This is a genomic window from Methylocystis sp. S23 (genome assembly GCF_054106005.1).
This window is the reverse complement of record NZ_CM134185.1, coordinates 31,845-45,911: the sequence shown is the minus strand read 5'-3', so window position 1 is coordinate 45,911 and position 14,067 is coordinate 31,845. Positions and strand designations below refer to the sequence as shown.

General features: G+C 66.6%; 15 protein-coding genes. 10 read left to right on the top strand and 5 right to left on the bottom strand.

The features are described from left to right. Positions 1–14 precede the first annotated feature (14 nt). The 10 genes from argS (at position 15) to serS (ending at position 10,331) form a co-directional block, all read left to right on the top strand. Complete coding sequence (gene argS, locus ACV7JP_RS00235) at positions 15–1,796, top strand: arginine--tRNA ligase (protein WP_457797282.1); 1,782 nt, start codon at positions 15–17, stop codon at positions 1,794–1,796. A gap of 79 nt (positions 1,797–1,875) precedes the next feature. Then, a complete protein-coding gene (locus tag ACV7JP_RS00230; protein ID WP_457797281.1) occupies positions 1,876–3,153 on the top strand; it encodes an SPOR domain-containing protein in 1,278 nt (425 codons plus the stop codon). A 144-nt stretch (positions 3,154–3,297) separates the two neighbouring features. Further along, the gene (gene nagZ / locus ACV7JP_RS00225) at positions 3,298–4,302 is read left to right on the top strand and encodes a beta-N-acetylhexosaminidase (protein WP_457797280.1); all 1,005 of its coding nucleotides are present in this window, start codon (positions 3,298–3,300) and stop codon (positions 4,300–4,302) included. A 305-nt stretch (positions 4,303–4,607) separates the two neighbouring features. After that, positions 4,608–5,135, top strand: coding sequence for a Uma2 family endonuclease (locus ACV7JP_RS00220; protein WP_457797279.1), 528 nt, complete (start codon positions 4,608–4,610; stop codon positions 5,133–5,135). A gap of 131 nt (positions 5,136–5,266) precedes the next feature. Beyond that, complete coding sequence (locus tag ACV7JP_RS00215; RefSeq protein ID WP_457797278.1) at positions 5,267–6,073, top strand: segregation and condensation protein A; 807 nt, start codon at positions 5,267–5,269, stop codon at positions 6,071–6,073. A 14-nt stretch (positions 6,074–6,087) separates the two neighbouring features. Next, positions 6,088–6,819 carry an SMC-Scp complex subunit ScpB gene (gene scpB / locus ACV7JP_RS00210; protein ID WP_457797277.1) on the top strand — a complete coding sequence of 244 codons (732 nt, stop codon included), beginning with the start codon at positions 6,088–6,090 and terminating at the stop codon, positions 6,817–6,819. 290 nt (positions 6,820–7,109) lie between these two features. Then, positions 7,110–7,331, top strand: coding sequence for a twin-arginine translocase TatA/TatE family subunit (locus ACV7JP_RS00205; protein ID WP_457797276.1), 222 nt, complete (start codon positions 7,110–7,112; stop codon positions 7,329–7,331). Positions 7,332–7,464: 133 nt separating this feature from the next. Continuing rightward, entirely contained in the window at positions 7,465–8,001 is a 537-nt protein-coding gene (locus ACV7JP_RS00200) for a Sec-independent protein translocase subunit TatA/TatB (RefSeq protein WP_457797275.1), read from the top strand. Then, positions 7,998–8,786, top strand: coding sequence for a twin-arginine translocase subunit TatC (gene tatC / locus ACV7JP_RS00195; protein WP_457797274.1), 789 nt, complete (start codon positions 7,998–8,000; stop codon positions 8,784–8,786). The genes ACV7JP_RS00200 and tatC overlap by 4 nt, the downstream gene beginning before the upstream one ends. Before the next feature lie 225 nt (positions 8,787–9,011). Further along, positions 9,012–10,331 (top strand): serine--tRNA ligase, encoded by a 1,320-nt coding sequence (serS, locus tag ACV7JP_RS00190; protein WP_457797273.1) that lies wholly within the window; start codon positions 9,012–9,014, stop codon positions 10,329–10,331. Positions 10,332–10,603: 272 nt separating this feature from the next. Here serS and ACV7JP_RS00185 read toward each other — a convergent pair whose 3' ends face one another. From ACV7JP_RS00185 to greA, 5 genes are all read right to left on the bottom strand, one after another. Beyond that, a complete protein-coding gene (locus tag ACV7JP_RS00185; RefSeq protein WP_457797272.1) occupies positions 10,604–10,843 on the bottom strand; it encodes a CDGSH iron-sulfur domain-containing protein in 240 nt (79 codons plus the stop codon). 8 nt (positions 10,844–10,851) lie between these two features. Further along, positions 10,852–11,811 carry a thioredoxin-disulfide reductase gene (gene trxB, locus ACV7JP_RS00180; protein WP_457797271.1) on the bottom strand — a complete coding sequence of 320 codons (960 nt, stop codon included), beginning with the start codon at positions 11,809–11,811 and terminating at the stop codon, positions 10,852–10,854. Positions 11,812–12,014: 203 nt separating this feature from the next. After that, complete coding sequence (locus tag ACV7JP_RS00175; protein ID WP_457797270.1) at positions 12,015–13,019, bottom strand: mitochondrial fission ELM1 family protein; 1,005 nt, start codon at positions 13,017–13,019, stop codon at positions 12,015–12,017. 61 nt (positions 13,020–13,080) lie between these two features. Next, on the bottom strand, positions 13,081–13,467 hold the full coding sequence (locus ACV7JP_RS00170) for an endonuclease domain-containing protein (RefSeq protein ID WP_457797269.1): 387 nt from the start codon (positions 13,465–13,467) through the stop codon (positions 13,081–13,083). 45 nt (positions 13,468–13,512) lie between these two features. Beyond that, the gene (greA, locus tag ACV7JP_RS00165) at positions 13,513–13,986 is read right to left on the bottom strand and encodes a transcription elongation factor GreA (RefSeq protein ID WP_457797268.1); all 474 of its coding nucleotides are present in this window, start codon (positions 13,984–13,986) and stop codon (positions 13,513–13,515) included. Positions 13,987–14,067: the final 81 nt, after the last annotated feature.

The following is a 14,067-nucleotide window of genomic DNA, read 5'->3' as shown; positions in this document are numbered from 1 at the left end:
TCGGCCGGACCTCCATGAACATTTTTGACATCTTCCACGCCCGCATCGCTTCGATCCTCGACGGCCTCCAGGCCGACGGCCGCCTGCCGCCGCTCGATCTCGCGCGTTTCGTCGTCGAGCCGCCGAAGGACGCGGCGCTGGGCGATCTCGCCTGCAATGCGGCGATGGTCTACGCCAAGGAAGCCAAGGCGCATTTCGCCAGTCCGCGCGAGCTGGCGGTGGCGATCTGCTATGCGCTCGCGCAGTCGGAGGGCGTGGCGACCGCCGAGGTCGCGGGGCCGGGCTTCATCAACATCCGCCTGAAGCCCGGGATTTTCTCGCAAGTGCTGCGCGCCGCGCTGACCGACCCCGAGAATTTCGGCCGCGTCGAGAAGGGCAGGGCGGGGGCGCTCGCCGGCAAGGTCAATGTCGAATATGTCTCGGCCAACCCAACCGGCCCGATGCATGTCGGCCATGGCCGCGGCGCCGTCTTCGGCGACGCGCTCGCCAATCTCCTCGCCTTTTCCGGCTGCGAGGTGACGCGCGAATATTACATCAATGACGCCGGCGCGCAGGTCGATGTGCTCGCGCGCTCCGCCTTCCTGCGCTATCGCGAAGCGCTGGGCGAGACGATTACGATTCCCGAGGGCCTCTATCCCGGCGATTATCTCAAGCCCGTGGGCGAGGCGCTCGCCAAGGCGCATGGCGAGGCGCTGCTCGGCAAGAGCGAAAGCGAATGGCTGCCGATCGTGAAGAACGCCGCGATCGACGCCATGATGGACATGATCCGCGACGATCTCGCCGCGCTCAATATCCGCCATGACGTCTTCTTCTCCGAGCGCACGCTGCATGACCGCTCAAGCGGCCCGTCGAAGATCGACGCGGCGATCGAATGGCTGCGTGGGAAGGGACTCGTTTATGAAGGCCGCCTGCCGCCGCCCAAGGGCCAATTGCCCGACGACTGGGAAGATCGCGAGCAGACGCTTTTTCGTTCGATGGATTTCGGCGACGACGTCGACCGCGCGCTGAGGAAATCCGACGGCTCGCCGACCTATTTCGCCGCCGACATCGCCTATCACAAGGACAAGATCGACCGCGGCTTCGACACGCTCATCGACGTCTGGGGCGCGGACCATGGCGGCTATGTGAAGCGCATGGGCGCCGCCGTCGCCGCGCTTTCGGACCGGAAGGTCGCGCTGGACGTGAAGCTTTGCCAGCTCGTGAAGCTGATGCGCAATGGCGAGCCGGTGAAGATGTCGAAGCGCGCCGGCGACTTCGTCACGCTGCGCGAGGTTGTCGACGAGGTTGGCGTCGACGCGGTGCGCTTCATGATGCTTTACCGCAAGAACGACGCGCCGCTCGATTTCGACCTCTCCAAGGTCATCGAGCAGTCGAAGGACAATCCCGTCTTCTATGTCCAATATGCGCATGCGCGGGGGAAGTCGGTTTTGCGGCAGGCGCTGGCGGCCTTTCCGGACCTCGACGTCTCGCCGCAGGCGCTCGCCAACGCCAGGCTGGAGCTCTTGACCGACGAGGGCGAGCTTCAGCTTTCGCGCATGATCGCGCAATATCCGCGCGCGATCGAGGCGGCGGCGGCGGCGCACGAGCCGCACCGCGTCGCCTTCTATCTCCATGAGCTGTCGAGCGTTTTCCACGCCCATTGGAATCGCGGCAAAGATCAGCCACAATTACGCTTTGTTAATGCAACCGAGAGAGATTTAACGAGCGCCCGGGTCGCGTTGGTTTTATCCTTAACCGCCGTCCTGGGGTCGGGCCTGAGGCTTCTCGGCGTGAGCGCCCCCGACGAAATGCGTTGACGCGTGATTCCCGGCCGCCGGCCCGCCGCGCGACGCTTGACGATGAGCTCCGCGAACGGGAAGACGATCGAGGTGGATCATGCGTGAATCGTCCGTCAGAGGCCCCGCCATCGACCTCTCGGAATTCGAGCGGCGCATGCGGGGAGGGGAGCCGCCCAAGGCCGCCCCGAAAGCCGATCCATTGAGCGAGCTCGCCCGCCTCATGCAGGGCGAGCCGGCCGAGGCCGATCCGTTCCGCGAATTGCTGCCCGATCCGCGGGCGCGCCGCGCCGCCCCGCCGCCGGCGCCGGAATGGGACGCGCATCTGCGCGGCTCCTATGACGCGCCGCCGCCGATCCCGCCGGAGCCGCGTCACTATGACGAGAGCCAGCAACATTATGTCGCGCATGACGCGGCCTATCAGGATCAGGAATACGCCGATCAGCAATATGACGCCGCCTATCACGGCGGCGCCGAGGGCGGCTGGGCGGACGACTCGCAATATCTCGATTATGGCGCGGAGGAAGCGCTCGAGACCGGCGACGAGAGAGGCAATGGCGTCCGCAAATTCCTGCGGCCCTGGCACGCCGTCGCCGCGATCGCCGTCGTCGCCGTCGGCAGCATCGCCTGGGGCTTCATTCATCGCAATGGCGGGAGCGGCTCCAAGGAGATCGCCGTCATCAACGCGCCGGAAGGGCCGGTGAAAGTCAAGCCGAGCGCCGACGCCGACCAGGAAGCGCCGAACGCCAGCGGCGCCGCGGTGCTGGACCGCAAGGATTCGACGCCGGTGAAACAGGTCGTCACGCATCAGGAGCAGGCGGTCGATCCGACTGTCGCGCCCAAGGTCGTGAAGCTCGGCGCCGGCCCCGTCGACGCGCCGCATGAGCCCGCGCTCGGCGCGCAGCCCAAGAGGGTGAAGACCGTCACCGTGCGTCCGGACGGCAGCCGCGTGGACGACGCGGCGTTGCCGCCGGCCGTCGCCAAGACCGCCAATCCGGCCCCGGCCGATCCGTCGCTCGCCAAGGGCGCGACGCCCAAGCCCGAGGCCAGGACCGCCACGACCCCCGCCGCCAAGCCGAAACCGGCGCCCAAGCTCGCCGCGACCGAGCCGCCGCCTGCGGATGACGCCGCCGCCGCGCCGGCCGCGACCGGCGGCTACGCCGTGCAGTTCGGCGCCGCCAATTCGGAGGACGAGGCGCGCGCGCTGCTCAAGACGGTCGCCGCGAAATATGGCGTGAAGCCCACCTTCAAGCCCGCCAAGGTCGGCGACAAGACGGTCTATCGCGTCCGCGTCGCCGGCGTCAGCAAGGACTCGGCGAACGCCATCTGCAACAAGGTCAAGGCCGCCGGCGGCAATTGCTTCGTGGCGGGGAATTAAAGCCTTTTTCCCTCTCCCGCTCGCGGGAGAGGGTGCCCCTGCGTCAGCAGGGGTCGGGTGAGGGCCGCCCTCATCCGTCACCGCTTCGCGGCGACACCTTCTCCCGCAGGCGGGAGAAGGGAGGACTCTTTCCGAAAGAAAATCATGCGCGCCTTCATCTGCGGCCTGAAAGGTCTTTCCCTCGGGGCCGAAGAGCGCGCCTTTCTGCGCGACGCGAGCCCCTGGGGCGTCATCCTTTTCCGCCGCAATGTCGAGAGCCGCGAGCAGGTCGCGCGGCTGACCGCCGAATTGCGCGACGCGCTCGGCCGCCATGCGCCCGTGCTGGTCGATCAGGAAGGCGGGCGCGTGCAGCGGCTCAATACGCCGAACTGGCGCGCTTATCCGAGCGCCGCGCGCTTCGAGGCGGCGGGGCGGGACGCGGCGCAAGCCGAGCGGCTCGCCTGGCTCGGCGCGCGGCTGATGGCGCATGATCTGCGCGAGGTCGGGATAGACGTCGACTGCCTGCCGGTGCTCGACGTCCCGGCGGAAGGCTCCCACGCCATCATCAGCGACCGCGCCTATAGCTCCGATCCGGCGCGCGCCGCGAGGCTCGGCCGCGCCGCCGCCGAGGGGCTGATGGCCGGCGGCGTCGCGCCGGTGATGAAGCACATCCCCGGCCATGGCCGCGCCAGAGCGGACAGCCATCTGGAGCTGCCCGTGGTCGAGGCGGGCCGCGCCGAGCTGGAGGCGGTCGATTTCCCGCCTTTCGCGGTGAACGCCGACCTGCCGATGGCGATGAGCGCCCATGTCGTCTACATCGCGATCGACCCCGCCGCGCCCGGCACGCAATCGAAGACGGTGGTGCGGGAAATCATCCGCGGCCTGATCGGCTTCGATGGCTTGCTGATGACCGACGACCTTTCCATGAAGGCTTTGACCGGCAGTTTCCGCGAGCGCGCCGAGCGCGCCATCGCCGCCGGCTGCGACATGGTCCTGCATTGCAATGGCGACCTCGCCGAGGCTGGCCCCGTGGCCGAAGGCGCGCCCGTGCTGGCCGGCAAGGCGCTGGAGCGGGCGGAGAAGGCGCTTGCCTGCGTGCGGGAGATCGAGCCGTTCGACGTCGCGGCGGGCGTCGCGGAGTTCGAGGCCGCGATGGCGACGGTAGCCTGATGAAGTCTTCAGTGGCGCCGCGAAATAAGCGCGCCAATGGCGCTGTCACCCTCTCCCCGCTCGCGGGGAGAGGGCAGGGTGAGGGGCAAGGGATCGCCGCGAACTATCAGTAAAGTCAGAAAATTTCTAGTGTTCTTGAGAGATCGGCGCCCCCGACCCCGCCCCTCGCCCCAACCCTCTCCCAGCTCGCAGGGAGAGGGGGCGCTGTGATCCGTCAGTTACTTCGCCGCGCCGCCTTAGTGGCGCGCGCCGCTCGGCGGCGCTATCATTTCCATATGTCCGCCGTCGCCCTTCCGAAGCAGCGCATGAGCGCAGAAGAGTTCCTCGCCTGGTCGCAGACCCAGGCGGGGCGTTATGAGCTCGCGGGCGGGGAGGTGTTCGCGCAGGCGTCGGAACGCGCCGCGCACGCGAAGATCAAGGGCCGCGTCTACATGGCCCTCCATAATGCGACCCGATCCAAAGGCCTGCCCTGCCATGTCCTTCCCGACGGCATGGCCGTGCGCGTCGACGCCGACACCGTCTTCGAACCCGACGCCCAACTCTATTGCGGGCCGGAACTGCCGCCCGACACGATCATCGTCGAAAGCCCCGTCATCGTCGTCGAGGTTCTCTCTCCCTCGACCGGCAAGAACGACGCGCTCGGCAAGCTCGCCGCCTACTTCCGGCTGCCGAGCGTCGCGCATTACCTCATCGTCTCGCCCGACGCGCGGCTGATCTTCCATCATGCGCGGGGGGAGGGAGCGACGATCCTGACGCGGATCATCCGCGAGGGCGCGGTTTCGCTTGATCCGCCGGGGCTCGAGATCGCCGTCGCGGACATCTACGGAGAGTAGCGGCCGAGGTTATCCACCTCTCTATCTTGTGGATGGAGACGCCGAAGGCTCCGCCGCGCTTGCGGGGCCGCCGCAAAGGCCGCAATTTCCGGCGGACACGTGGTAAACTGCCTCGAGTCGCCGGAGAATCAATGGCCCAGGAACTCTCCTTCGATCTGTCCGACGAGCCGCGCGCGGAAGGCGAAGCCTTTCTCGTGGACGTCGACGGATTCGAGGGGCCGCTCGATCTGCTGCTGGAGCTGGCGCGACGCCAGAAGGTCGATCTCTCGCGCATTTCCATCCTCGCGCTCGCCGAGCAATATCTCGCCTTCATCGAGGCGGCGCGGCGAGTGCGGCTGGAGCTCGCGGCGGACTATCTCGTCATGGCCGCCTGGCTCGCCTTCCTCAAATCGCGCCTGCTCCTGCCGGAGCCGCCCAAAAACAGCGACGAGCCTTCCGCCGCCGATCTCGCCGCCGCGCTGGCCGAGCGCCTGCGCCGGCTGGAGCTGATCCGCCTCGCCGCCGACAGGCTGACCCAACGCGCGCAGCTCGGGCGCGACATGTTTCTGCGCGGCGGGCCGGAGGGGTTGGAGACCATCTCGCAGGCCCGCTATCAGGCGAGCCTCTTCGATCTGCTCTCGGCCTATGCGCGCCAGCGGCAGAAGAACGCCGTCGCCCGCGTCGTGCTGAAGCAGCGCGCGGTCTGGTCGCTCGCCGAGGCCCGCGAGGCCTTGGAGCGGCTCGCGGGCGTCGCGGCGGAATGGACCGTGCTCGACGATTATCTGCTTCAATATTGCGTGGACATGCAGACGGCGCGCACCGTCCGCGCCTCGTCCTTCTCAGCCTCGCTGGAGATGGTGCGGGAGGGACATTTCGACATCCGCCAGGACCAGCCCTTCGCCCCGCTCTGGCTGCGCCGCCGCGCGCCCGGCGCCGGGCCGGCCGCGGAAACGCCGTAACAGGAGGACGCGCATTGGCGCAGCCCGCTGAGAAAATCGAGCTTTTCGACGTCAATAGCGACGAGGCGCTAGCGCGCAACGAGGTCGCTTTGCGCGAGGCCGAGCGCATCGTCGAGGCCATGCTCTTCGCCGCGTCCGAGCCGCTGGACGAGACGGAGATGGCGCGCCGCGTCGCGGACGAGGTCGAGCTGCCGCAGGTGCTGGAGCGGCTGAAAGCGCATTACGCCAATCGCGGCGTGAACCTCACCCGCGTCGGCAGGAAATGGTTCTTCCGCACGGCGGCGGATTTGAACTGGATTCTCGCCCGCGAGCAGATCGAGGAGAAAAAGCTCTCCCGCGCCGCGCTGGAGACGCTCGCCATCATCGCCTATCACCAGCCCGCGACGCGCGCCGAGATCGAGGAGATTCGCGGCGTCGCCATCTCCAAGGGCACGCTCGACACGCTCTTGGAGACCGGCTGGATCCGCCTGCGCGGCCGCCGCAAGGCGCCCGGCCGGCCGATCACCTATGGCACGACCGACAGTTTCCTGATGCATTTCGGCTTGGAGCAGATCGGCGACCTGCCGGGCCTCGACGAGCTGAAGGGCGCAGGCCTCTTCGACGGCCGCCTGCCCAAGGGCTTCGGCGTGCCGCAGCCCTCCGACGACACGGCGCTGCGCGACGACGAGGAGCCGCTGGAGGACGACGCCCCGCAGGCGCTGGAAATGGATTTCCCGGAGGAGCCGGAGCCTCTCAACGATGATTGAATGTCCCCTCTCCCCGCGAAGCGGGGAGAAGGCCGGGGTGAGGGGCGAAGCCGATATGACAAGGGTTTCCAGGGCTTGATGCGATCACCGCAAATGACGAGCGCGCGCCGGCGTCGCCTTGCCCCTCACCGTGACCCTCTCCCCGTTGCACGGGGAGAGGGAAGCGGGGACGCGGGTCAGAAACCTATCACTTCTGTAGTCATTCGCCTTGTTTTTGCGGTCGGGGCCGCATAGTTTCCCGGTCAGGCGGCCGGCAGTCCCGGTCCATCTCGTAACCGGAGGTTCCCGCCATGGGCGGTCTGTCGATCTGGCACTGGATCATCGTCGGCGGCGTGGTCTTCATTCTGTTCGGCGGCAAGTTCAAGATCTCCGATGTGATGGGCGACGTCGCCAAGGGCATCAAGGCGTTCAAGAAGGGCATGGCCGAGGACGACGTGGCCGCGGCGCCGAAGGCCGTCGAGGAGACTCGCGCCATCGAGGCGGACAAGCCGGCGGACGGCAAGAAGGTTTAGCTATTCACCCTCCCTGGCGGGGAGGGTTGCGCTGAAAGCGCGGCGGGCGTGGAGCCTCGACCCGCGCCGTCGTCACCCCATTCCGAAGCGCCTCGCGCTTCGACCCTCCCTCGAGGGAGGGTAGGGCTGCAAAATGTTCGATCTCGACCCCGGCAAGCTCATCGTCATCGGCATCGTCGCGCTTATCGCGATTCCGTCGAAGGACCTGCCGCGCGTGCTGCGCACGCTGGGGCAGGCGACGGGGCGCATGCGGCGCATGGCGGCGGAGTTCCAGGGCCAGTTCATGGAGGCCATGCGCGAGGCCGAGCTCGCCGATCTCAAAAAGGAGATCGAGGAGACGAACAAGGCGATCATGGCCGACGCTAAGCTGGACGGCGCCTTCGATCCGCTGACTGAAGCGCGCAAGCAGATCGTCAATGCGATAGAGGGCGAGCCGAGGGCGCGGACGCCGGCCGAGGCGGTAAAGGACGACGATCCGGACGACGTCATGGCCGCCTTCGGCGCAGCGCCCGTTCCCGAACCTCATCCTGAGGAGGCGCGCGGCGCCGTCTCGGAGGATCGTTCGGATGGCGACTCGGCCGCACCCTCCAAGACGGCGGCTTCGCCGCCTCCTCCGGATGAAGGGGTTGGATCGGGCGAACGGGGCGCTTCGGAGAAGCCAAGAGAATGAACGAGGCCGACGAAGCGGAAATCGAGGCCAGCAAGGCGCCGCTGATCGAGCATCTGATGGAGTTGCGCGAGCGACTCATCAAGGCGCTGCTCGCCTTCCTCGCGACGTTTGTCCTGTCCTTCTTCTTCGCCAAGGACATCTACAACATCCTCGTCATCCCCTATACGCAGGTCGCGGGGCCCGAGGCGAAGCTGATCTATACGGCGCCGCAGGAATATTTCTTCACGCAGATCAAGGTCGCGCTCTTTACGGCGGCTTTCCTGTCCTGCCCGATCGTGCTGTCCCAGCTCTACGCCTTCGTCGCGCCGGGCCTCTACCGGCACGAGCGCGCCGCCTTCCGGCCCTATCTCTTCGCGACGCCCGTCTTTTTCGCCATCGGCGCGCTGGTGGTCTATTTCCTCGTGATGCCGAACCTTCTGCATTTCTTCATCGGCATGCAGCAGGCCAATGAGCCGGGCAAGGCGCAGATCGAGCTGCTGCCGCGCGTCTCGGAATATCTTTCGCTCATCATGACGCTCGTGCTCGCCTTCGGCGTGGTCTTCCAGATGCCGGTGATCCTCACGCTTCTGGGGCAGGTCGGAATCGTCTCGTCCGAGTTTCTCAGGGAGAAGCGCCGCTACGCCATCGTCATCGTCTTCGTCGTCGCTGCGATCCTCACGCCGCCGGACGTCTTCTCCCAGCTCGCCCTCGCGATTCCGGGGATGCTGCTCTATGAGGCGTCGATCTATTCGGTTCGCATGGTGGAGAAGAAGCGGGCCGAGCAGGAGGCCGCGGCGCAGGAATAAGCGGCGTCGCGCCGCTTGACCCTCTTTCGCGGCTGCGGGACAAAGACGCCCAACAGCCCGCCGTCATGGCCGGGCTTGTCCCGGCCATCCACGCGGCTGCGCCGTCATTGCGAGCGAAGCGAAGCAATCCAGAGCCATAATGACGCCCCTGGATTGCTTCGCTTCGCTCGCAATGACGGCCGCAGCGTGGATGGGCCTTTACCTTCATCCGCCCGGTAGCCCGACATGTACGACATCAAATGGATTCGCGAGAACGCCGAGACTTTCGACAATGGCCGCAAGCGCCGCGGGCTCGCGCCATTGTCCGCCGAGCTTCTCGCGCTCGACGAGGCGCGGCGCGCGGCGATCGGCAAATTGCAGCAGGCGCAGGAGCGGCGCAACGCGGCGTCGAAGGAAATCGGCGCGGCGATGAAGGCGGGCGACGCCGCCAGGGCGGAGGCGCTCAAGGCGGAAGTCGCGCGGATCAAGGAAAATTGGCCCTCGCTGGAGCAGGCGGAGCGTGACGCCGTCGCCGCGCTGGACGCCGCGCTCGCGAGCATCCCCAACACGCCGCTCGACTCCGTCCCGGACGGCGCCGACGAGAACGACAATGTCGAGGTTGCGCGCTGGGGCGAGCCACGCAAATTCGACTTTACGCCGAAGGAGCATTTCGAGATCGGCGAGGGCCTGGGGCTCATGGATTTCGAGACCGCCGCCAAGCTCTCCGGCGCGCGTTTCGTCGTGAACAAGGGCCCGCTCGCGCGGCTGGAGCGCGCCCTCGCGCAATTCATGCTCGACCTGCATACGGGCGAGCACGGCTATATCGAAGTGGCCCCGCCATTACTCGTGCGAGACGACGCCATGTTCGGCACCGCGCAATTGCCGAAGTTCCGCGAGGACCAGTTTTCTGTAATGGCAGGTCGGCAGGTCGGCAATCGGCAGTCGGAAGACGCGACTGCCGATTACTGGCTCATCCCCACAGCCGAAGTTCCGCTTACGAACCTCGTGCGCGAATCCATCCTCGACGAGTCCCAGCTACCGCTGCGCATGACGGCCGGCACCTATTGCTTCCGCGCCGAGGCGGGCGCGGCGGGCAAGGATACGCGCGGCATGATCCGTCAGCATCAGTTCTACAAGGTGGAGCTCGTCTCCGTCACGACGCCCGAGCAATCGCTCGACGAGCATGAGCGCATGACCGGCTGCGCCGAGAAAATCCTACAGGCGCTGGAACTGCCCTATCGCAAGGTCGTGCTCTGCGCGGGCGATATGGGCTTCGCCTCGCAGAAGACCTACGACCTTGAGGTCTGGCTGCCGGGACAGGGGAAATATCGCGAGATTTCCTCCTGCTCGGTCTGCGGCGATTTCCAGGCGCGGCGCATGAACGCGCGCTCGCGCGGGCCGGACGGCAAGCCGCGCTTCGTGCACACGCTCAACGGCTCCGGCGTCGCGGTCGGCCGCGCCATGGTGGCGGTGCTGGAGAATTATCAGGAGGCCGACGGCTCGGTGAACGTGCCGACTATGTTGCGACCCTATATGGGCGGGCTGGCGCGGATCGGCGGGAAATAAGCGGCGCTGCGTTAAGTTAGTTCGTGATGGCGCCCTCGCGCTTCGAGACGCCCGCTGCGCGGGCTCCTCCGCATGAGGGGCCTCTTCTTGCTCTCGTGTGGCGATTTCTTCTTGCGCTGGGAGAGAAGGCGTCCGCTCGCGCGAAAAAGCAGTTAGGCCTCATCCTGAGGAGCGAGCGAAGCTCGCGTCTCGAAGGACGAGGCCGCCGTCGTTATTTATCAGCAAAACGTCGCGGGCGGCGTCTCGAAGCGCGAGGGGCGTCAGCCCGCCGCTCACAATTCCTTATGTGTTCCGTCGCAGAGCGGCTCCTTCCTCGTGGCCTTGCAGCCGCAGAAGAAGGCCTTGCCGGTAGCTTCGGCCGTGTAGGCCACAGGCTCGATCCCCGTGCCCTTATGGGCGCCGTCGCAAAAAGGCTGCGTGGCGCTGCGGCCGCAGGCGCACCAGTAATAGGTCTTGCCCGCCTCGACATCGACGGGCATGGCTTTCTTCTGGAAGACGACGCGTTCGGTCATGTTTCTCCTCAGGCGGTTTCGAGCGCCGGCGCGTCGAGCAGGAATTTCTCCACCTCCAGCGCCGCCATGCAGCCGAGGCCGGCGGCGGTCACCGCCTGCCGATAGACTTCGTCCGCCACGTCGCCCGCCGCATAGACGCCGGGAATATTGGTGCGCGTCGAACCCGGCTCGACGGCGATATAGCCATTGGGCTTTACATCGATCTGGCCCTTGAAGAGCTCGGAGGCCGGCGCGTGGCCGATGGCGACGAAGACGCCGTCGGCGTCGAGCGTCCGCGTCTCGCCGGTCTTGACGTTCTTCACCCGCGCGCCGGTGACGGAAAGCGGGCCTTCCGTTCCGACGACCTCGTCGATCACGTGATCGAAGAGCACCGAGACGTTCGGCTGCTTATGCAGGCGATCCTGCAGCACGCGCTCGGAGCGCAGCGAGTCGCGGCGATGCACGAGCGTGACATGCGTGGCGAGTTTGGAAAGATAGAGGGCCTCTTCGACCGCCGTATTGCCGCCGCCGACGACGACGACCTTCTTGCCGCGGAAGAAGAAGCCGTCGCAGGTGGCGCAGGCGGAGACGCCGAAACCCTTGAACTTCTCCTCGCTCGGAATGCCGAGCCATTTCGCTTTGGCGCCCGTCGCGATGATCAGCGCGTCGCAAGTATAGGTTGCTCCCGAATCGCCGATGAGCGTGAAGGGCCGCTTGTCGAGCCGAGCCTCGACGATATGGTCGGAGACGAGCTTCGTTCCGACATGCTCCGCCTGAAGGCGCATTTGCTCCATGAGCCACGGGCCCTGCACCGGCTCCGCGAAGCCCGGGTAATTCTCGACGTCGGTGGTGATCATAAGCTGGCCGCCCTGATCGAAGCCCGCGATCAGCATCGGCTCCAGCATGGCGCGCGCCGTATAGATCGCCGCCGTATAGCCGGCCGGCCCGGAGCCGATAATGATGACGCGCGTATGGATGGGGGCGGACATTGGGAAGCTCGTGGGGTTGCGTCGTAATTTCCCTCTCCCCGCGCTTGCGGGGAGAGGGCCAGGGTGAGGGGCGAAGCGGACGATGACAAGGATCGTCTCTTCACGTCGCCTTTATGGAGGCTCGGGATCGCAGCCCGGCCCGGCCCCTCACCCCAACCCTCTCCCCGCTTGCGGGGAGAAGGGGGTCGAGCGCAATCTAGTCATTATGCGCCGCGCTGCAAGGCGCGGAAGGCGGCGTAGGCTTCCGCGATCCTTTGCGCGATGAAAGGCGTCGAATCGATCGGCTCGTATGTCCAATCGTCGAACCGGCAAGGCCACAGGCGAATGGCGCCGGCCTGCTCCAGCGCCTTCAGATAGGCCGTGACTTTCCGCCGCGTCACATAGGGCTCGATGACATGGACCGGGACGCCGGTCGCGACGGCCTCCCCCACCATATTGACGCTGTCGCCAGTGACGATGATCCGGTCGGCGTTGGCCAGCATCGAAAAGTAAGGATTTTCCCCGTCGCCCTCCCAGAACCAGCAATATGGCCGCGCAAGGGCGGCGCGCATCGCCGCGCGGGTTTCGGCGGATGTTCGTCGCGACGGCGTCGCCATGACGCTCGCGCCGGAGGCGATCAGGACGGCGGCAATATAGTCGAGGTCCTGCACGATCCCGCTGGCGTCGCCGAGGAGAAAGGCGACGCGCGGACGGGGCAGGGCGGCGATGCGCAAGTCCGGCGCGGCGCGCGCTTGCGCGAGGCGTTCGGGGGTGACGCGATTGGGGGGCGTGAGCGTCGAGACGACATTCGCGCCCGAGAGGCGGTCGTGGCGCGGGGCGACGATGAGGTCGGCCGTGTCGAGGCCGGTAGCGGGCGCGTTCACATAGACGGTGAAGGTCCGGCCGCCGGAATCGCGCTTGAGGCGGCGTAGCGCGGGGATCGTCCGCCGCCCGGCGGCGAGGGCGATGTCGGGAAAAGGCGGCGCGAAGGCCGTCGCGTCCCGTGGGTCGGGCGGGCCGAAAGGAGCGGCGAGATGGTAAAGCTTTCGTGGCGCCACGCGGCGGATGTCGGGCGCGAGGCCCAGGGCCTCGGCGAGACCAAAGGTCTGCGCCTCATGGCCGGCGCGGCCGTCGGAGAGGATACGGAGAGAAATTCCATGCGGGAGACGCGCCGACCCCCTCTCCCCGCTTGCGGGGAGAGGGCTGGGGTGAGGGGCGAAGCCGATCACGAAATCTTTTCCGTTGGCCCTGCAAATTGCAGGCGTTGCGCCTGTAGCCTTGCCCCTCACCCTAGCCCTCTCCCCGTTTCACGGGGAGAGGGAAAAGTGCCTGAAGCGCCATGAGGATGGTCTCGCAAACCGCGTCGATGTTGTGAAAGACCTCGTTGTTCGAGAAGCGCAGAATTTGAAAGCCCGCTTCCCGCAAGACCCTTTCGCGATGCGCATCGTAGGCAATTTCCTCCGCGGTGGAATGGGTTGCTCCATCCACTTCCACGACGAGGTTGCTTTCCCGGCAGACGAAATCAGCATAATAAGGTTCGACAGCTTCTTGGCGCACGAATTTGTAGCCCGCAAGCCGGCGCCCGCGCAGCTTGCTCCATAGGATCGCTTCGGCGGGCGTCTGCTCCTTGCGGAGATCGCGGCTGCGGGTGCGCTCGAAATGGCGGGCGCCGCGCATCGCTTACTCCCTCTCCCCGTTTCACGGGGAGAGGGGACGCCGCCCTTAGACGAATGCCACCTTCAAAATCTCGTAGCTCTTGCCGCCGCCCGGCGTTTTCACCTCGACCGTGTCGCCGACCTTCTTGCCGATCAGCGCGCGGGCGATGGGGCTCGTCAGCGACACGCGGCCGCTTTTCACGTCGGCTTCGCTCTCGCCGACGATCTGATAGGCCTTCTCCTCCTCCGTGTCCTCGTCCACGACGGTCACGGTCGCGCCGAATTTGACCGTCGCGCCGGAGAGCTTGGAGACGTCGATGACTTCCGCGCGGGAGAGCTTGTCCTCGAGCTCGGCGATGCGGCCCTCATTCAACGACTGCGCCTCTTTCGCCGCGTGATATTCCGCGTTTTCCGAGAGATCGCCATGGGCGCGCGCTTCGGCGATCTGCTGGATGATGCGCGGGCGGTCTTCCTGCTGCCGGCGGCGCAATTCCTCTCCGAGCGCCGCATAGCCGGCGGCTGTCATAGGCACCTTCTCCATTGCTTCGCTCTTCGCCTTTCCGATCAGTTGCCGGGAATAGGAACCACGCCCGCGGGTTTGACGCCGGCGCGGGTGGTCCCG